This is a genomic window from Peptoniphilus obesi ph1, assembly GCF_000311865.1.
Lineage (GTDB): Bacteria > Bacillota > Clostridia > Tissierellales > Peptoniphilaceae > Peptoniphilus_E > Peptoniphilus_E obesi.
Window position 1 is genome coordinate 215,378 of the sequence record NZ_HE978580.1, and the last position, 20,201, is coordinate 235,578.

Consider the following 20,201-nt stretch of genomic DNA (forward strand, 5'->3'; position numbering starts at 1 on the left):
CGCTTCTCTTGGGAAATCTTTGCATGAGACCTGCCTCTACTTTTCAGCGTCGCTTCGCTCCTTGACAAGTAGGGCTAGGGCTTCAACATGGTTCGCATTGTTAAGAGGCGTGTCGGGTGCTGTTAGTTATATTGTATATTTACTTTTTATCCTTGTCAATTTCAACCTCAAGTCCAGATTTAAACACTACTTTTAAATTTTCTTCATAAATTACTATCTTATCTATAAGTTTCCTCACCAATTCTTCATCATAACTTTCTATTTCTAATTCTTGATTGTCTAAAAACTCTTCTAATTCCTTTAGCCTGCTTTGTTCATTCTTCTCTTCCGCCATTTCAAGGAGTATCTTTTCTTTTTCATTTCTTAACTCTTCCACCCTTTCTACAAGGTCTGTGTAATCTTTCTTGGCATTAGCTACTTTTAAAAGCTCTTCTTGCACTTTCAACATTTCTTTATCTATTTCTTCTATCTGGCTAGTTCCATCACCTGTGATGACTTTTTCTATATTCTCTTTTATTATTTCTTTTAATTCATTGCTTTCAGATATAAGTTTATTGATGGCTTCTACGACTGCTTCTTGTAGGTCTTCTTCCTTAATAGTTCTAGCATGGCAGGCATCTGGCCCATGGGTTACTCTTGTACAACATCTCCAAACTGTATATTTTTTCCCTCTGTTGTTCCATGCTATTCTCCTGTAAATATCTCCGCATTTAGAGCAATAGACAATACTTGAAAGGGCGTATTTGCTGGAATAAATTCTTCTTTTCCCTTTGCCACTTACCATATTAGCTCGTCTGTACATTTCTTCTCCAACTCGCATGAAGATTTCTTTAGGTATAATGGCTTCGTGGTTATTTTCTACATAATATTGAGGTGCTATTCCATCATTTTTTACTCTTTTCTTATTTAGAAAATCCACTGTATAAGTCTTTTGTAAGAGAGCATCCCCCATATATTTCTCATTAGTTAATATTTGATTGAGGTTTGACACATGCCATTTCTTATTTCCTGCTCCATTTACTATCTTATCTTTTTCAAGCCCTTCTTTTATATCTCTTAGGCTTGCTCCTTCTAAATATTCTCTGTAGATCCTTTTTATAATTTTTGCTTCTTCAGGAACAATGACAAGTTTTCCTTCTTCGTCTTTTGTATAGCCTAAAAACCTATTATGGTTTACTTGGACTTGACCTTGTTGAAACCTATATTGAACGCCTAACTTTACATTTTGAGATAAGGACTGACTTTCCTGTTGAGCAAGAGATGCCATAATGGTAAGGAGGACTTCTCCCTTGGCGTCCATGGTGTTGATGTTTTCTTTTTCAAAATAGACTGGGATGTTGTTTTCTTTTAGTTTACGAATATACTTTAAACAGTCTAGTGTGTTTCTGGCAAATCTCGATATGGACTTTGTAATGATGTAGTCGATATTTCCTTCCATGGCTTCTTCAATCATTTTATTAAAGCCAGCTCTTTTCTTGGTATATGTTCCACTGATTCCTTCATCAGAAAAAACTCCCGCAAATTCCCAATCTGGATTTTTCTTTATATAATTTGTGTAGTGGTCTACTTGAGTGTCATAAGAAGTTGCTTGTTCATCGCTATCTGTTGATACCCTCGCATAAGCTGCCACTCTCAGTTTCTTCTTTTCTGATTCCTTGATGGAATTTCCTTTTTTCTTCTTCGCTGGTATTACTATGACCTTGCTATTCATCATCTATCACCTTGATTAACCTATACTTATAACTCGCTCGTTCAAAGGGATCTAGTGGTAGAACTTCTTCACTTTTGTATCTAAACTTGCATGGAACTCTAATGATCTCTTCTTCCTTTTCCCAAACTCGTCCCATGGCCACTGCCCTTTCTTTTAACATTTGACCTGCTTTTTCAAAGCTTTCTCTATCTATTATCTTGGGATAGATTTCATTTCCTAAATACTTTTTATTGGTAAGGATTCTTTTTACACTGGAGCTGTTTTTCTTCACGCCTGCAAGGTCTGCTGACTTTATAAGGGCATTGCCAGCAAGGTAGTTTTTAAAGATTTTTCTTATATTCTCCGCTTCTTTTTCTTGAATTTCTAATCTTCCGTCTCTTATGGTATAGCCATAACATAACCTAGACATTATTTTTCACTTCCTCTCTAAGTACAAGTCCACACTTTAAATGAAAATCAAGGGTCTCTCTATTAACAACTTGAATGTGGTCAATGATTTCTTCAAATAAGTCACCTTCAAAGTGATCTATCATTTCACTTTTTCCTAAGATTCCTATTAATTTTTCAAGTTCTCTTATTTCTTCATCATTTCCAAGGATGGCTTTTTTAATTCTTTCCTTTTCCCTGAGTAGATAACTTTCTTCACTAGAAATTTCACTGCTTTCTTTTGCGTAAACACTTGCATCTAAAACTCCCGAAGTTATTAGTTTGCTTAGAACCTCTTTTCTTTCCTTTAGTTTTTCTAGTCTTTCTTCAATTCCATTTATCTTCTCGACTTCTTCCTTGCTGTCCACTCTCTTTAAGGATTCTAAGAGTGGTGTAAGGATACTATCTTTTCCAAAGACTAGCTTGTTTACTAAAGTCGCAAATGCCAGTTTTATGTCCTTGTCTTTAATAAACTTCATATAACATTTATTAATATCTTTAAGGTGTTCACTGCAAGTCCAAGCTATATATTTTTCTTTGCCATTATAGTGATGTCTTCTTTTAAAGCTTGAACCACACTCGCCACACTTTATTTTCCCCGATAGGCTATATCTATTTTGGTATCTTTTAGTGTTTTCTCCATTTCCTTTTGCTATAGCCCTTATCCTTATTAGGTCTTGAACTTTCTCAAAGTCCTCTCTACTTACAATGGCTTCATGGTTGTCTATTATCTTATACTGGTCTTCTTCTCCCTTATTCTTGTGTCTATTATAATTTTCATCTGTATAGGTCTTTTGGTAGATGACATCGCCTATATATTTTTCATTTTTTAAGATTCCGTTTATAGTCGATCCATGCCATTTTGCTCCTTTTTGTCCTTTAATCTTTCTTTTATTTAAGTCTTCTGCAATTTTATGTGTTCCCTTACCTGAAAGATACTGTTCAAATATTTCTTTTATGATTTTTCCTTCTTCTTCATTCACTACCATCTTTCCGTCTATATTCTCATAGCCATAGGGTGGACTTGATATGATAAAGGTTCCATTTTGAAATCTTTTCTTTATGGACCATTTGTTATTTTCTGATATCGACCTGGACTCACTTTCTGCAAGGGATGAAAGTATGGATAACATCAACTCGCTTTCCATGGTTCTTGTATCAATGTTTTCTTTTTCAAAATAGATACCAATGTTTAAATCGAGAAGTCTCCTTACGATTTCCAAACAATCTGTCGTGTTTCTTGCAAGCCTTGAGATGGATTTAGTTAGGATAAAGTCTATTTTCCCGTCTTCACAGTCTTTTAGCATTTTTAGAAGTCCATCCCTACATTCTTTCTTTGTTCCAGTTATGCCTTCGTCAAAGTATAGACCTGCAAAAGTATATGACTTGTTCTCTGCTATCATCTTTTCATAGTGTGCCTTTTGTGTTTTAAGACTCACAAGCTGAGCTTCCTCATCTGTCGATACTCTTGCATAGGCAGCAACTCTTAATATAGATTCTTCTTTTTGATTCGCTTCTATTTTTGTTATCTTTTTCATCCATTCAACCTCCTTTCTGCTAGTGCTATATTCCCGTACAAGTGAGTATTTATCAAGTCTTATAGCAATAATTCTGAAAGAATAGGTCTTAATTTTTTAATGTTTTCTCTCCTAATTTTCCTATATTCTTCAAGGCTAATTTCATCTAAAAGAAAGAGATCCTGGATGAACTTATCTGATAGATAGAAATTAAGCTCTGCTTTTAAATCTCTTTCAGTGTATTCAGATTTTAAAACTTCTTTTTCACCTTCGAACTTTTCTACTCTCATACTCCACCTCCTATATCACAGGCAAAGAAATCAGGCCTATTTTTAACCTTAGTTTTCTTTCCTCTATATTCCTTAGGACAAAGGGAGTAGTTTTGAGTAATGTATTTTCATGAATATCGAAATTCTTGAATAAACAAAAAAGACCTATTAGTATTTCAATTGAAATACTAATAGGTCTAAATAGCTAATTACATTTTTATTTGTTAATTTGTCACTATCAAATAATAGGTTTATATCATTTTTTTAATGCCTTTTTTTAATATAGAGATGCTAGAACCCCTATGAAAAAGAAAATTATACTTATGTAACTGGAAGGTTTACATCGAAAAAAAATAAATAAAAAATATATTCCACGCTAATGGAAATAATAAAATATACTATCAATATAATTAAATTCCACTAAAAATCCATATAATTGAGATTTACCTACAAAAAAGATCGGACTACACGCTAGTATTATTATAAGTGAAATTGTAAATATTTTATTTTTCATTTGAAATATTCACTTGAATGGAATCTCAGTTTTCTGAATGTTTTGGTCAATTTTTTATGTCGTTTAAGATGTTATAATCCTGACTATTATAAAGTTTTTTATACAGTTCATTCTTTAAAAGCGTCTGATGAGAACCACTAGCAACCATCACACCATGATCAAGCAATATTATTTCATCAACTTTTACAAGATTTCTCAACCTATGCGATATTATAATATTCATTATTTCACCATTATTTTTATTTATCAGATTAAAAATATTTTCTTCAGTTAATGAATCTATAGATGATGTTGGCTCATCCAGAAGCAGAATTTCAGATCTGTTGTACAAGGCTCGTGCTATAGCCACTTTTTGCCATTCTCCTCCAGATAATTCAATCCCTCCAGCTACACTCTTATCAAGTACATTATCATAGTCAAAGTTCAGTTTATCTTTTTCATTATTATAAATATTAATTTGCGAGAGGATCTCATATATACCATTATCAGAAATTAATTCATATTCTCCTGAATGCGAGCTTCCAATACTTATATTTTCTCTTAACGAAAATGGATACTTTATAAAATCTTGATGTACTGTATCAAAATATTTATAATAGTTATTTTTATTTACATTATTAATTAATACTCCATCGACTTTAATTTCTCCTTCCGTTGGGTCATACATACCTAAAATTAATTTTGTTAAAGTTGTTTTTCCTGATCCATTCAAACCAATTATTCCATAATTTTTCCCTATTTTAAAAGTATAATTAAAATTTTTCAAAGCAAATTTATTACTGTTTGGATATCGAAAACTAACATTTTCAAAAGTGATTTGTTCTACTTTTCTATTCAAATTAACAGTTCCTTCATTACTTTCTTTTAAATTCATTAAATCAAAATACTTTTCAATATATAAACAACTCTCATATGAACTCTCCACTGAACTAAATAAATTTGTAAGTGATTGCCTAACTAATTCCATGGTTTGAAAATACATTATTGCTGACCCAATACTTATTTTAAGTTTAGAACATCTTAATATTATCAAAATTATATTCACAGTATTTGTTATCTCTTCTAATACTGAAATACATATTGATCGCTTAAAATATTTTGATTTTATAGATTTATTATTCTTTAAATTATTGTCATATATTATTGTCATTTTACCTATTAGTATTTTGACAGAACTGTAAACTTTTGTTTCGACAATCCAATTATACTTTGTTAAAATAGACTTTAAAATTTCAATATATCTAATACTTTCTATTTGTTTATTATATTCATTATATAGTTTTTCTAGAGCATCAAATTCATTTATAATATTAAGAATTGAACTAACTATACAAACAAAAAAACATAACATACTAAACTTAATTATTATATACGATACACTGACCATTGTAATAAGATTTCGTATCATATCCATAACTATATCTAACATCATTTTATTTTTAGAAGTAGAGTCTTTGTATACCATTTGTATTAAATTATAAGTCTTCGAATTATCAAAACTCTCCATCTTTAATCTGCTAATCTTTTTACTTATATTTATAGTAAAAAATTTATCTAGCTCATTAAAGTATTGAAAACTATAATAATCATTTATTTGCGTAATAACACGTATTAATAACTTTACCATTGAATATACACAAACTGCTCTTACAAATATGTACGTATCAATAGTAAAGTGTTTGATATAAAATGAAATCCCATCTATAAGATATTTATAAGCAATAACTATAGTAGAATTTAGTATTCCCAAAAATATACTACTCACTAGTATAATCAAAAATCTGATTTTACTCGCCTTATACATAAGGCCAATACTTAAGTATACATACCTAATAATAAAAATGATTTTTTTATACATCTTCATAATATATCCCCCAAAGTCTACTATGAAATAATAATTATTTTTGCATTTTTTATGTATTGAGACTGAAATAAATTGTAGGACTCTATAGTGATATTTTCAAGACGCAAAACAAATTTTTCTTTATTTATGTGATTTATCGGAATTAATCCATACTTATAAAATAACGAATATGAGTTAAACAAATAGTAAGTATCAGATAAATCCATCTTAAGAAAATCCCTTATATTGTTTAATCCTTTATCGAATTCCCGAATTCCTGCTTCATCATAGATGAGTGAATTTGCTTTTTCTAATATTATGGAGGACAAATCTATATCAGAACATATATTAATTTCAGTAAAAATATTTCCTATCATTATTGCCTTTATATTAAAATTTATAAAGCAATTTATAGTATTCAAATCTATATGTTTTAGCAATTTTTTTAATCGGTCCTTTAATATTTCTTCGTAAATTAAAAATAACAATTCTATCTCTTTATTACCTACTACAGAACCAATATCCAATAAGATTTTTAATTCAAAAAGTTCATCGTCTCTTATTTTATTAAAACTATAGACATCAATATTTTCCACTGTACAACCTCGTAATTTTTTCTTGTATTTTCTTACTTTCCAACACATCCTTCACAATTCCTATATAAAATATATCCACAATATTCAGTTGAAAATATTTTTTAATCTTCTTTAAACTACATGATCTTATTGAATTAGAACTCCCTATGGGCAATTCATCTAGTTTTTGACTTATTAAAACTTCATTAATTTTCAATTGTCTCTTATTAGAAAGAAACTTTTTTTCTATCTCCTTTAACACTTCCTTCTTAGATTCTATAAAACACATATTAGTCCTTATTGCTACTTTTCTTTCATAAAGTTCACTATTATTTATGATTCCAAGTGTGAAAAAAAAGGATTGTATTATAAATAACAAATCTTCAAATACATCAATCTTTCCTATAATTATCTCTATACTCATATAATCAGTCTTTCCTTCAATAAATAATGATTTATTGAAATACTCCTCACTTTCAATCATATTTATAATAAAATGTTCCAACAAATGCGCCCAGCCATCATGAGGTTCTCTAATTTTCATAATAAAAGAAATCCTATAGTTCTTAGATTTAGAATCTACAATAATTGACCCTTGGTTATCTAATATAAGCATATGATTATTTATAATTTTCATAATTTCTTATAGCAAGGATATTTAATATAATACTAAAAATAATTATTATTACTATACATATCGGCACCATTGCATATGCTTGCAATATATAGATATTAAAAATCCTAAATATAGGCCTGTAATTTATCAATAAAGACTCCCCGTTGTATAAATTTATCATTGATACAGATAATATTTTCTTTAGAACTCTACCTGCCCCTTCATATAAGACTAAAGGGATAAAGTTAAGTGCTAGAACTATCGAAACTGAAATTAATGATTTTTTTGATATTATAGAAACAATCATATTTAATATAATTGATATAACTGTTATTAAAACTCCTAGCATCAAAATTAACAAATAAGCCTGTAGAAAAGTCAAATTATACACGCTATTCCAATACGCTTGATATAATTGTATTGGTGCATTAAATCCATCTATTCCAAATAATAATAGAATTACAAAAGCATAGAGTAAATGCGGTAATAAAAACATCAAAGCTCCTGTCCATATGCCTGACTTAATCTTATTTTTTATTATTCTTTTTTTACCCACTGTAGCAAATAAAATTTCATTCATATTATTTGAATAGTCCATTGTAAAGGTATTGGAAACCACCACATTACTAAATATGGCAAACAATATTGAACTTATAAAGAAATCGCTCAATAAAATCTCCCATCCTTTATAATAAGTGTATTCTATTGGTGTTTTTAATTTGTCATTTTCTTTTAATAAAAAATTTTTTTCTCCATCGGTAAATTTGTAATTTTTAAATTCTGTTTTATCTAAATAGGTATTAAGCTTAGCTTTTCTATTAGTATAAAATGTATCAAGGTCATCAAAAGAAAGGGTATCAGCTATATTGAGATCAAAAGAATTAAAAGGAGCATAAGACTTTGCTATTAAAATCATAATATCATTATATTTTTGTTCATACTTAACATATCTTGATGTATCATCTAAATTATCATATTTCCCACTAATTACATCTTTGTGTATAGAAAGATATTTGCTTAAAAATTCTTCATCAATAAATTTGCCATATATCGAACTTCTATCTTTTTTTTCAGCTTTCGTCGCTGATAATCCTGTCAAATAACTTAAACCATCATTTCTATATACATAATAATTTCTCGCATTTATGTTTTTAAAAGAAATTACAGCTATGTAAATTAAGATCAAAAAAATTGAAATTTTAAATAGCTTGTTTCTATATAGTTTTCTAAATTCAAAATTCATAACTATCATCCTTTTTTTCTGAGTAATACAAGTAAACATCTTCAAGATTTGCGTTGATTTTTATTGAATTATCTATCGGCTTTGATTCAGATAATAAAACTACTTCATAAAACCCACTTTCATCTTCTTTAATTTTTCTTATCGGATATTTGTCTCTAAGAACCTGCAATGTTTTAGCATCTGTTTTAACCCTCCATATCTTTCCGTTCATGGAACTTACAACCTTATTCACACATTCATTTAAAACAACTTTTCCGGAATCTATAATTACTACATTATTAGCAATATCTTCTATGTCTTGTATTATATGAGTTGAAACAATGATTATTCTATTTTCAGCTATATCATTTAAATAATTCTTTAAATTAATACGTTCACTTGGATCTAGACCAGCCGTTGGCTCATCAAGAATTAGTATTTTTGGATTGTTTATTAAAGCTTGTAAAACTCCAACTCTTCTTAAAGTTCCCCCTGACAAATTTTTTAATTTATATTTTAGAAATTTATCAAGAGATAATGTATCAACTAAATCTCCTATAACAGTATTATTTTTATTAGAGATATTTTTTGTCCTTTTTATATAATTTAAAAATTCGATTACGGTAAATTCACCAATCCCTCTAAAATCCTGTGGTAAATATCCTAAATTATCATAATACATCGTTTTATTATCGAATAAATCAGTATCATTTTCTAAATTGATTCTTATTTTTCCAGATGTTAATTTGTAATATTTTGTAATTAACCTAATTAGCGTAGTTTTTCCAGCACCATTTGCTCCTATTAAGCCATTAACCCCCTCTTTAAAACTGAAATTAACAGACTTTATTATAGGCTCATTTGATATTTTTTTTAATACTTTACTTCCTGTAATTTCCAAAACTAACCTCCTCAAAATATGTATGTATTAACCAAACAGAATTGCCTTTTAGGCGTTAAACTACTAAACTTTCAACTTAAAACTAATTGTGTTTTATCCAACTACAGCACTATTTGAATTGTGATTACGTACATTTCCAGGTGCACAAGCACACCCACAATCTCCAGGCCACCAAGCACCAGATTTACCAGTAGAATGGTTTTGTGCCTGAACATTACAATAGCATCTGCATGAAAATGCTACATCATCAGTAACTTCTTTTTTATACATAGGATCTACAACTTTTAACATAAAAATCCTCCTTATCTAGGCAATATCTGTCTAGTTAATACCTTTTTAATACAAAAATTCATCTTTAAGAATAGAAAAATCCAATTCTTTTTCAAGAGCCTCATGATAAAAAGCCAATTGATTTTTTATTCTCAATCTATTTAAATCACATTTCTTTTCATGGTAATCTTTATCTATTCCATTCTCCAACATATTTACAGCATAACATGTTCCACATAGTCTTATTGCCCAACAATTCTGACAATACTTTAGAGAACAGCTCTCATATTCATTTATATAATACTTTTCAATAGATTCATAATCTAAGCCATCATCTATATTGCCTATACTAGGGGACTTTCCAACCCTTTCACAGGGATAAAAAACACCCTTAGTATCTACATATAATCTACGCATACCTGGTAAACAGCATCCATTAAATGGATAGTTGGCCGATACATTGTCAGATATGTATCTAGTATTAATTCTAATTAATTGACTCTTGATATAGTTAAAATATAAATTATTCTTATTATTTGAGTCAAGTCCTTTGTTTTTCATGGTTTTTTCCTCAGACCATTGTTGTAGTGGATCTGAGTATACTAAATCTGATTCATTCACAAAGTACTTTATGTATCTATCGTCGTCTTTTAATGTTTGTAAAAAGCCACCATCATCTAAACTACCTTCATCTGGGTAAGTAATCATAATAGAGAAATCTTTAGGTAGAAAATTTAAACTTGAATAGAAATTATTGACGCGATCTAATTTTTCAAATGTATACGGTGGAGTAAAAACCATATTTGCTGATAAAGAAAATGAACTATCAGGTTCTTTATTTGCCTTGTCACAAATTAATTTAAATTTTTCAAATACTACTTCGAATGTATTCGTTCCATCAGCGAATTGTCTATATGAATTTTGACTTTCTCTATCACCATCTAAACTACAAACCAAATTAAAGTTTGGTACACTTATAAAATAATCAATCATCTCTTCAGTTATAAGTGACAAATTAGATGTTAACGAAAAACTTAACATGTTTGATCTATCTCGAAACTTATAAATGGAGTAGTCAATTACTTCTTTTATTAAATCAAACTTTATTAAAGGTTCTCCTCCATAAAAAGTTATAGCTGTATATTTACTATTTGATGAATGATCATAATAGAAATCTACCGCTTTTTTGGCCATCTCTGAACTCATATCTTCATTTTCAAAATTACAATTATGCTGAAACTCTTCATTATATATACAATACTTACATCTAAAGTTGCATCTGCCTGTAACCTTTAATATCAACTGTTCCATTTCATTATTTAAAATTTTTTCTAATTTAAACTTCGAATGATTTTGATGTGAAAAACTAAGAGGCTCTATTGCTTGTAATAAATTCTCTTGTTCAATAAAATCTAAAAAATAATTCAAGTAATTTCTATCTGTGTCAATTTTTTCTATTGAATCATTTGTAGACTTAAGTATGGAACTAAGAATATGTTTAGACTCTTTATCAAGTGTGATAACTTTTCCTGTTCCAGTATCATAAAAGTAGCTACTATTTCCAGTATCGAATATTGTACCTAATCTTTTTGCTGTATTATTATTCATTTCCTTATTAATAATTTGAATTAAATTATTTCTACACATGAAAAACCTCCTAAGACACATAATGTTTGTCATCTATTGTTGACATAATTATACACCAAACAATCTATTTTAATCAATAGTAGTTTTTAGTATTATCCAATTAATTTTTGAATAAACCAGATTATAAAAATAAATAATAAAAATATGTGAACTTCATTAATTTCTAAATCAATATTATCTGATAGATTCAAAATTAAACGTAACACCATTAAAAAGTAAAAACTCATATTAATCTCTGTGAAATTTTCATAATTGTACGGAGATTAATATGAGTTTTTAATTTATTTCACTAAATACTCAAAATAATCTAGAGAATTTAATGGATATATATATTTTTAATCGTGATTAATTTAAACTAAATAAGACATAACTGACCTATTTATACTAGATGTATATAACTTAACTCCAGGATAAATGTTATCTTATATAATATTAGCCTAAATAATAAAATAATTCGTATATATTGGTTCCAAGTGCTTTTGAAATATCAAACGCAATCTTGACTGATGGTATTTTTTTTAGATTCTCCACATCACTTATATATTGTCTAGTAACGCCTACCATTTCTGATAAATCACCTTGTGTCATGCCCTTTTGTTTTCTAATCCTCTTTATATTATTACCCACTTAGCTTAATTACCTCTTTCTAATTTTTAATGTATTCCTTAATATTTTAAGTTAGTAAAACGGCATTGTCAACAATTGTTGCCTATAATAAAAAATAAGAATTGATTCCTCTAACTTTATATATTAAATTAATTGATTCACTCTTCTCTGAATAGCATAATAGTCATATCCAGCATTAGTTAATCTCCTTTTTCTCTCTTCTCCATTTCCCCATTTCCCACTTATAACTTCTCTTGCTAATTGGTCGATTGTCTTTCCAACTGGATATACTATCTTGCCATTTGCATCAAATACCTTTAATCCAAATCTATCAGCACATCTTTTCGCATTTTCTAAATTCTTAAATGCACCCTTCTGACTTTTAGGATCAGACCAAGATTTTCTAACTCTATATAGTCCACCTGTTGGTTTACTAATAGTATTATTGCCTCTGAGTCTTTTATTGACTTCATTTGCTATATATGGAAACTTGCTCCCTAGATATGGTCCTGGACAATTTGTGTTTTTATACCACTCGTGTTTTTGAAGAACACCATCCTTTCCTCCAGTATAGGTACAAGGATAGATTCCATTTCTTCTGCAGATGTCTGTCACCAAATCAATTAGTCTATTTAAAACGTAATCAGAAACTAGCCACTGAGGTCCTCTCGTAGAGTTTCCTACTTCAATAGTTACTGCTCTATTATCACACCAGGAAGATGAGGTTGTCCAGGCTCTGTTAGATTCATCAACCCCTAAAACAATGACTCCATCGGATCCTAAGTTATAGTTAGCTGATGCACGTCTTGATTTTGGTACAAATACCCCTGCAAGATTTCTACCATTTATAACTCCAGCTGCGTGGTGGATTGCTATTTTAGTAATCTTTTGATTCCTTCTACCACTATGGTTAGGTGAGAGAATTCTTGCTTGTACTAATGGACTATTACTCATTTATTTTTCCTCCTTGAATTGTTCTAATACTCTTTTTAATTTTTCTGGTACTGGCAATCCTAAAGCTACAGAGTTTTCTAAGATAGAAAGTCCCTCATTTGCTATATAAAAAAAGATGATGGCTGTTCTTATCATTGTTCCATCACCTTTAATTAAATTTACATCGCATAGGTTTGCTATTCCCACAACTATAAAAATCATAATCTTTTTGGCTATCCCTTTAAATCCTATGGATGAGGATAGCTTTCTTTCGACCCCTGCTCTTAAAACTCCAGTTAGATAGTCAGCAATCACAAACGCTAATAGTGTGTAGATAAAAGCATCTACACTTCCAAGATAAAATCCTAACCATCCTCCGATAGCTGTAAAGCATACTTTTAGTATTTCTAAAAACTTATTCATTTTATTCCTCCTCTGTTAGTGTGTAAGTTATTTTCATTGTCTTATCTGCCGTTTTTAATATTGGACTTGATAGGTTATTAATTGTTCCAAGATATGGAGTATGAAGAAATAGAAGTTTATAAAACGAATTTTCATAGCCTCCATAACCAAGCATTAATGGTCCTAATTGAAGCGGTGTAGACATTAAATACGGAATGCTCCTACCTTCGTACTCTGTTTTATCATCTCTACGAATAATTTCGTCGTTCTTATTTATTGAAAATTTATGCCCTAGAATATAGTCTCCCCAATTAAATAAATACATATATTCACCAGAATAAGTAATTCTTTGAATATCATACTCTAGATCAAATTTGCTAATATCAACAGGATTATTAATGTTAATCTTGTATAACAAGTTATCATCATTTCCAGCACCAATAGCATATAGATAGCCGTCTTTTATGCAGCTATATACTCTTCTCTCACAATAGCTGGAATCTTGGTCCTTATAATCTCCAAGTTTATATAAGCTAATGTCATTTAAAGACCATTCATCCACAGTAGTAGAATAATCTTTTTTGGAAATCTTCATCCTTATTAACTTATTGTACTTAGTCCCAAATCCATACCAATAATCATCTGAGCCGTTATAAAAACAAGTTTCTTTCCAGTAATATACTTTTTCAAAAAACTCCTTTGCATCTACAATCGTTCTTTCTTCTTGATAATTTCCCTTTGTAAATATGGGATCATTTAAACCGATATCTGTAATTGGTTCTCTAAGTTTTACAATATCTATAGATGTTTTGTTCTTAGGCCAAATTGATATAAGTGTACTGTTTTCAATATCATATTCTACACAACCCTGGTAAATATCCGTAACAGCTCTATCAGAATACATTCTTGTTTTATTTAAAAGTAGGAATGGATCTCTTCCGTGAGTATCTCCATAGAAATATTTTCCTCCTCTGTAATGAGTTAACGCCAGTGACGATATTCTTCCATTAGCTTGCGATGTAGAAAAATCCCATACAAATTTATATCCATTTTCTATAGGGGTAGATTCTGTTAAGTTAGCCGAACCTCTTTTTGATGCATCCGTTGAATTAACATCATTTGAAGCATATCCAATAATCTTATTATCTGATGGAGGAATAATTTTATTAGGATCTTCATCAAGAGTGTTTTCAAATAACAAGATTCCACCATAGCACTTATTGGCAATTGGAAAAATCTCCTCATGAAATTTTGTAATGAGTTCCTCTCCGACTGGATACATAAGTCCTGATGGATTCAGCCTTAATAAATCTGGAACTGCATTCGTTATTAAGTTTTCATCTTCATATATCTCCTTCCTATTTGTCCTCACATCAGTTAGTTCAATGACTGATTTACCCTTAAGCATTTCCTTCCTCCTTATCTTTAAATTCTGTAGTAATTTCTTCTTTATATTTTCCAAGCATCAATCCTTGATATTTGAATCTTCCTACCTTTTCATTAAATACTAGTGGCCTTGGGACTTGTCTTTCTACTTTGTATTCAGCCTTTAATTTCCTAAGCACAAATGAATGACTAAGTTCTATTCTCTTCCAGGATTCATCAATCTTAATCTTTCCATCCCAAGCCTCCGTAGAACCAAGAGACTGACCAGAAATAGCTGCGATAGCATTATCTTTTCCAATCATAGCTTGACCAGACTCAAGTCGTATTAAAACTGAAAAATTGTTCATCGTCTTTTCCTGAAGTTTAGTTAGTGGATAAAATAGATTTAGAATATGGTCACCACTTAAGTAGGTTTCTTTAGGAATGTGATGTTCTATTTTCGTATCATTGAAAACATAAGTAATAACTAGCCTTATTGGTATTTCTATATTTTCAATGAAATCAAGTTCTTCTACTTCCTCTTTTTCTTCAAACTTTGGAGGATCATAGGATTTTCCATCATTATTTAAAACCTCTACTTGTTTCTTGACCTTTCTAGATATCTTTCTAGTCTTTTCTTCAGTATCGCAAATTATATTTAACAAGATTGAGGCATTAAAAATTGCCTCCGTTTCTTTATTGGAGGCAAATTCTATACGAATTATTGGCGTATCTGTTGTTGAAAGATTAAAGGCTGAATAATTTGAATAGGCATGAACCACTAACTTTTCTGATTCAATCTGATTTAAAAGTCCTACTATATTCTTATCATTCTTACTTTTAGCTTTAGATAAATATGGATTCTTTCCAACTCCTAAAATTCTGTGCTTACCATTTATCTTATATTCTATGTCAGTGATAAGGCCTTCAATCTTTTCTTCTTCGTAAGAAATAGCTATTCTGTCTCCTACATCAAGACTTGGGTCTCCTATTGTTACCATATCAAAAGGTGTGTGGTGAATCTTACAAATTTCAGTAAGAAGAGCCTCACACATTCTTTTTCTTTTTTCTGGAAGTCCTAATTGCATTAAAGGATTTATTCCAAGATTCATAGTTAACCCATCATCATTTTCTAAAGAGTAGTATTCAGCTATTTTAGTCTTTGCATTTGTTGAGTTGATGGCTGTATATCTTGTCTTAAAATCTGATATTGATGAAGAAAATCTTTCTCTCGTTTTAATTTCAGTTGATATACTTTCTGCATACTTTTTTAAAACTAATTTACCATCACGAGAAACCCCAGCAAAAGCACCAAGAGTTGATGCTATATAGTGAATAAAGTCCCTGTAAGTTTCTATATCATGGTCTTGATAAATTGCCAAGACTTCTTCACCATTAACAAAAGCTTTCACCTCATCTTCTGTCATACCTAGTTCTACCTTGCACTTCTCACATGATAATGTAAGTAATTCAAAAGCTGTACCAAAGGTATCTGTTACTGGGAAATTCTTATCAAATCTAAGCATATAGTCATAGCCTTTTAGTTCTAAAATTTTCTTAGACCTATTTGCTTCAGTGACATCAAAAATTCCCATTGGTATGGTTTCTATCTTTTTATTCTCTAATTCTTGATGATAAAAAAGTTCTAGCTTTGAATCTTCTAGAGAATACCTATCTATATCTGAAAAAAGACTAATGCCAAACTCTCCAGCATAAACTGTACCTATTTCAAGTTCAGAAGATCCAGAGCATGAACGATGAATGTATCCAGACCCTTTTAAAATATCCTTATTCGTAAAAGGTATGGTGCTTTCATCTTTTAAGATGATATTTCCCGTCCAGTAAAATTTACGAGAATTCTTTTTTATAACTGTTTTATATTCATTGCTTGTTGGATACATTAGTACTCCTCCAATGAAAAAGATACTTCCCACAATCCTTTATAAGAAGTATCTTTTATTAATTTGACCTGCAACTTGTCTATATACATTTGTGTCTCTTTGAGTTCCAAGCTTTCTGTATCTAAGTATTTAACTTTAAGATTAGACTTATTAGCAAAACTACTCAATGTCTTTACAAGTTTAGGACTGCAAGAAAAACTTACAGAAATACTTGCTACTTTGTTTCTAACAATATCTCTCTGAATAGTTCCTGCCTCTGTCTCTCCTCCAGTATCTGCTTCTATATCTCTAAACTCCAAATCATAAGAATTTGGTAGTGGTAGGTCTACTCCTTCAATAATTAAATATGATTGATATTTCATTACCTACCTCCACTTCTTAAATTCTTACGCATAGATGCATTGACAATAACTTCATCAAGGAGTGTTCCTCCAAGATAAACTGGTATGACTATATCTCCAGAATTTTCAGATTTTAAATTGATGTTTGCAAGTGCATCGGATATTTGTCTTCCTATATCAATTCCATTTATAGCTGATTCTTTATCATGTCCACCTATGCCAACAGCTGATATGCTTGGGCTTAAAACCAAATCACTTGCGACATTTTTCATTGAAGATTGTACTAGTCTTCTGCTCTTTTCTATTCCATTAGATAAGCCTTCCATAAAGTCTGGCATCCATGATTCATAGTCGGTAAGTGGGCCAACATCTGGAACTGAAAAGTGCAAGTAAGACCTAATAGTTGATGCTACATTCGATACAGCAGATGTCACATTGCTAATCGCACTTCTAATCCCTCTTGCAATTCCGTTAATCATATCGGCTCCCCATGTATAAGCTTGAGATGCCAAATTCTTAATATGATTAACCGCATTATTAAATCCATTTCTAATAGTGGACTGAATATTTGACATGGTCGATGAAATACTTGATCTCATAGAATTAAATGCAGACGATACTGCTGACTTCGCGGTATTTACTGCAGATGAAATAGTCGACTTTATGGAATTCCAACCAGATGAAACAAAGGATTTAATATTATTCATCGTTGATGATATAAAGGTCTTTATCCCATTCCAGATTGATTCAAGGACTGTCTTAATAGAAGTCAAGATCGTCTCAATAGTCGTTTTTATGTTTGTCCAGGATGTGGATATAAATGTTCCAATGGCAGTAATGACTGTTGTTAAAAACTCTTTTAGTCCATTCCAAATAGTCTCTACTTTTACTTTAATTGCATCCAGAACTGTTGAAATTAAAGTCCTAATACCTTCCCAAGTAGTCCTGATAAACTCTCCAACTGCTGTAAATACTTCTGTGGTTTTAGTTGAGATAGCTGTCCATATATTGGTAAAAGTAGTTTGAATTCCAGTCCAAAGGCTTGTAAAGAATTCTCCTAAACTTTGCCATAAACTCTTGGCTCCCTCAATAAAGGTATTCCAAGATTCAGTTAGAAAAGTTGTTATAGATGTCCATATACTGTTCCACCCTTCAGAAAGTCCATTCCATAGATTGGCAAAGAAGTCCTTGATGCCTTTCCAAGTTGTCTTAACTCCTTCAATAAATCCAGACCAGAATTCTGATAAGAAAGTAGTAATCTCAGTCCACGATTTTGTCCATGAATCTGATATCCCTTGCCAAAGGTTTACGAAGAATTCATTTATTCCATTCCAAATAGAAACTGTTGATTCCTTGATAGTTTCCCAAATAGAAATAAGTCCTTCTCTAAACCAGTCGCACTTCTTCCATAAAAGAACAAGTCCAGCTATTACTGCACCAATAGCAATAGGGACAATACCTATAGCTGATACTACTGCAGTGATTGCTGGTATAAGTGTACCTGTAAAGATTCCAACTATCTTAGTTATTCCTCCTACTATTAGAGGCCCTTTGGTCATAATAGTTCCTATTGACCAGATAAGTTTTCCTACAATCATAAGTACAGGTCCAAGAGCAGCTATAAAAAGACCGATACCTGCAATAATACCTTTTACTGGACCTGGAAGGGCATTAAGTCCATTTACCAGTTTTGTTAATATATCTACTGCTTTTCTAACAGCAGGCATTAAAAGTTCTCCAAAGGATATGGCTAATTCTTCTAAAGCAGATTGTAAAATCTTTAATTGACCAGCTAGGTTATCCTGCATAGTAGCAGCCATTTTTTCTGCTGTTCCATCTGCGTTATATATGGCATCACTTAAACTGTTGTAGTCTTTTTCACTGGCATTTATAATTGCCAACATTCCGGACATGGCATTTTTACCAAATATCATGGATGCCGCTTGTGCTTTTTGAGTTCCATCTAAATTAGCAAAGGCTACTCTAAAGGTACTTAAAGTCTCATCAAGGGAAAGACCCTGCACATCTTCAATAGATAAGCCCAACATGGACATTCCATTAATAACTTCTTTAGTTGGTGATGCGAGTCTTGTTAGTCCAGACCTTAAAGCTGTCCCTGCTTGTGAACCTTTTATTCCTGCGTTAGCCATTAAACCTATAGCTACTGCTGTATCTTCAACTGAATAGCCAAGTGTCCCAGCAATAGGTGCAGCATATTTAAAGGTTTCACCCATTAATGAAACATTGGTATTGGCATTAGATGATGCAGCAGCAAGGACATCAGCAAAGTGAGAAGAGTCTTCAGCTTTTAAACCAAAGGCTGTAAGGGCATCTGTAACAATATCTGAAGTAGTCGCTAAGTCCTCACCACTAGCTGCAGCAAGGTTCATGACTCCTTCAATACCACCAATCATGTCTTTACTTTTCCAACCAGCCATTGCCATGTAGTTCATAGCCTCTGCCGCTTCAGATGCTGAGAACTTTGTCTTGGCTCCCATTTCACGAGCCTTTTCCCTCAGAGCATCAAAGTCAGACCCTGTTGCACCAGATACTGCTTTTACCTTTGACATGCCTGAGTCAAAATCTGATGCAGTCTTTACAGCCGCTACCCCAAGACCTGCTACTGCAAGAGATACTGGCATCATTTTTCTTCCTACGTTTTCTATATTTTGCCCTGTGTTTTGCCATTTTTCTCCAGTAATAGCTATGTTTTGCAGGGTTTGATTAGTGGTTGCACCTTGCCTTTCTAAAGATTTAAGGGCTTGTTCTGTTTCAATAATCTCTCGTTTAAGCGCATCATATTGCTCTTGGGAAATCTTTCCTTCTGCAAGAGCCTGTTCAGCTTGTTTTTGTGCCTCTTTCAAAGAAGTTAATTTGTTCTTTGTTTCTTCTAAGGTCTGTCCTAATAGCTTATGCTTTTGGGAGATAAGTTCTGTATTTCCAGGATCAAGTTTTAGAAGTTTATTGACATCACGAAGTTCTGATTGGGTATGTTTTATCTCCGTATTAACTTGTTTTAGTGCGGTCTGTAATTTGGTAGTATCTCCACCAATCTCAACAGTTATCCCTTTTATTCTATTTGCCAATATCTCACCTCCTCTTTAGAGATATATTTATCAGTGTTTTTGTTGATGTTTTTATC

At 31.1% G+C, this 20,201-nt stretch carries 18 protein-coding genes; all 18 read right to left on the minus strand.

Features of this window, described 5'->3' with window-relative positions:
- Window positions 1–139: 139 nt before the first annotated feature.
- Window positions 140–1,711 carry a recombinase family protein gene (locus HGPB_RS00910; RefSeq protein ID WP_019131794.1) on the minus strand — a complete coding sequence of 524 codons (1,572 nt, stop codon included), beginning with the start codon at window positions 1,709–1,711 and terminating at the stop codon, window positions 140–142.
- Window positions 1,704–2,120: a recombinase family protein gene (locus HGPB_RS00915; RefSeq protein ID WP_019131795.1), complete on the minus strand. Its 417-nt coding sequence runs from the start codon at window positions 2,118–2,120 to the stop codon at window positions 1,704–1,706. Before HGPB_RS00915 ends, HGPB_RS00910 begins: the two co-directional genes overlap by 8 nt.
- Window positions 2,113–3,675 (minus strand): recombinase family protein, encoded by a 1,563-nt coding sequence (locus HGPB_RS00920; RefSeq protein ID WP_019131796.1) that lies wholly within the window; start codon window positions 3,673–3,675, stop codon window positions 2,113–2,115. Before HGPB_RS00920 ends, HGPB_RS00915 begins: the two co-directional genes overlap by 8 nt.
- A 59-nt stretch (window positions 3,676–3,734) precedes the next feature.
- Window positions 3,735–3,944, minus strand: a complete 210-nt coding sequence (locus HGPB_RS00925; protein WP_019131797.1) for an SHOCT domain-containing protein — start codon at window positions 3,942–3,944, stop codon at window positions 3,735–3,737.
- A gap of 539 nt (window positions 3,945–4,483) precedes the next feature.
- Entirely contained in the window at window positions 4,484–6,301 is a 1,818-nt protein-coding gene (locus HGPB_RS00930; protein WP_019131798.1) for an ATP-binding cassette domain-containing protein, read from the minus strand.
- A gap of 20 nt (window positions 6,302–6,321) precedes the next feature.
- On the minus strand, window positions 6,322–6,876 hold the full coding sequence (locus tag HGPB_RS00935; protein WP_019131799.1) for a hypothetical protein: 555 nt from the start codon (window positions 6,874–6,876) through the stop codon (window positions 6,322–6,324).
- Window positions 6,863–7,399, minus strand: a complete 537-nt coding sequence (locus HGPB_RS00940; protein WP_148497869.1) for a hypothetical protein — start codon at window positions 7,397–7,399, stop codon at window positions 6,863–6,865. The genes HGPB_RS00935 and HGPB_RS00940 overlap by 14 nt, the downstream gene beginning before the upstream one ends.
- A gap of 76 nt (window positions 7,400–7,475) precedes the next feature.
- Entirely contained in the window at window positions 7,476–8,714 is a 1,239-nt protein-coding gene (locus tag HGPB_RS00945; RefSeq protein WP_019131801.1) for an ABC transporter permease, read from the minus strand.
- The gene (locus tag HGPB_RS00950) at window positions 8,704–9,594 is read right to left on the minus strand and encodes an ATP-binding cassette domain-containing protein (protein WP_019131802.1); all 891 of its coding nucleotides are present in this window, start codon (window positions 9,592–9,594) and stop codon (window positions 8,704–8,706) included. Before HGPB_RS00950 ends, HGPB_RS00945 begins: the two co-directional genes overlap by 11 nt.
- A gap of 93 nt (window positions 9,595–9,687) precedes the next feature.
- Window positions 9,688–9,885 carry a hypothetical protein gene (locus HGPB_RS00955; protein ID WP_019131803.1) on the minus strand — a complete coding sequence of 66 codons (198 nt, stop codon included), beginning with the start codon at window positions 9,883–9,885 and terminating at the stop codon, window positions 9,688–9,690.
- Between the two features lie 45 nt (window positions 9,886–9,930).
- A complete protein-coding gene (locus tag HGPB_RS00960; protein WP_081578444.1) occupies window positions 9,931–11,544 on the minus strand; it encodes a radical SAM/SPASM domain-containing protein in 1,614 nt (537 codons plus the stop codon).
- A 399-nt stretch (window positions 11,545–11,943) separates the two neighbouring features.
- A complete protein-coding gene (locus HGPB_RS00965; protein WP_019131805.1) occupies window positions 11,944–12,138 on the minus strand; it encodes a helix-turn-helix transcriptional regulator in 195 nt (64 codons plus the stop codon).
- Window positions 12,139–12,261: 123 nt separating this feature from the next.
- On the minus strand, window positions 12,262–13,071 hold the full coding sequence (locus HGPB_RS00970; RefSeq protein ID WP_019131806.1) for an N-acetylmuramoyl-L-alanine amidase: 810 nt from the start codon (window positions 13,069–13,071) through the stop codon (window positions 12,262–12,264).
- Window positions 13,072–13,473 (minus strand): phage holin family protein, encoded by a 402-nt coding sequence (locus HGPB_RS00975; RefSeq protein ID WP_019125117.1) that lies wholly within the window; start codon window positions 13,471–13,473, stop codon window positions 13,072–13,074.
- A gap of 1 nt (window position 13,474) precedes the next feature.
- Window positions 13,475–14,860 (minus strand): hypothetical protein, encoded by a 1,386-nt coding sequence (locus HGPB_RS00980; protein WP_019131807.1) that lies wholly within the window; start codon window positions 14,858–14,860, stop codon window positions 13,475–13,477.
- Window positions 14,853–16,718 carry a hypothetical protein gene (locus HGPB_RS00985; protein WP_019131808.1) on the minus strand — a complete coding sequence of 622 codons (1,866 nt, stop codon included), beginning with the start codon at window positions 16,716–16,718 and terminating at the stop codon, window positions 14,853–14,855. Before HGPB_RS00985 ends, HGPB_RS00980 begins: the two co-directional genes overlap by 8 nt.
- Window positions 16,718–17,080, minus strand: a complete 363-nt coding sequence (locus HGPB_RS00990; protein ID WP_019131809.1) for a hypothetical protein — start codon at window positions 17,078–17,080, stop codon at window positions 16,718–16,720. The genes HGPB_RS00985 and HGPB_RS00990 overlap by 1 nt, the downstream gene beginning before the upstream one ends.
- Window positions 17,080–20,145 (minus strand): phage tail tape measure protein, encoded by a 3,066-nt coding sequence (locus tag HGPB_RS00995; RefSeq protein ID WP_019131810.1) that lies wholly within the window; start codon window positions 20,143–20,145, stop codon window positions 17,080–17,082. Before HGPB_RS00995 ends, HGPB_RS00990 begins: the two co-directional genes overlap by 1 nt.
- Between the last annotated feature and the right edge of the window lie 56 nt (window positions 20,146–20,201).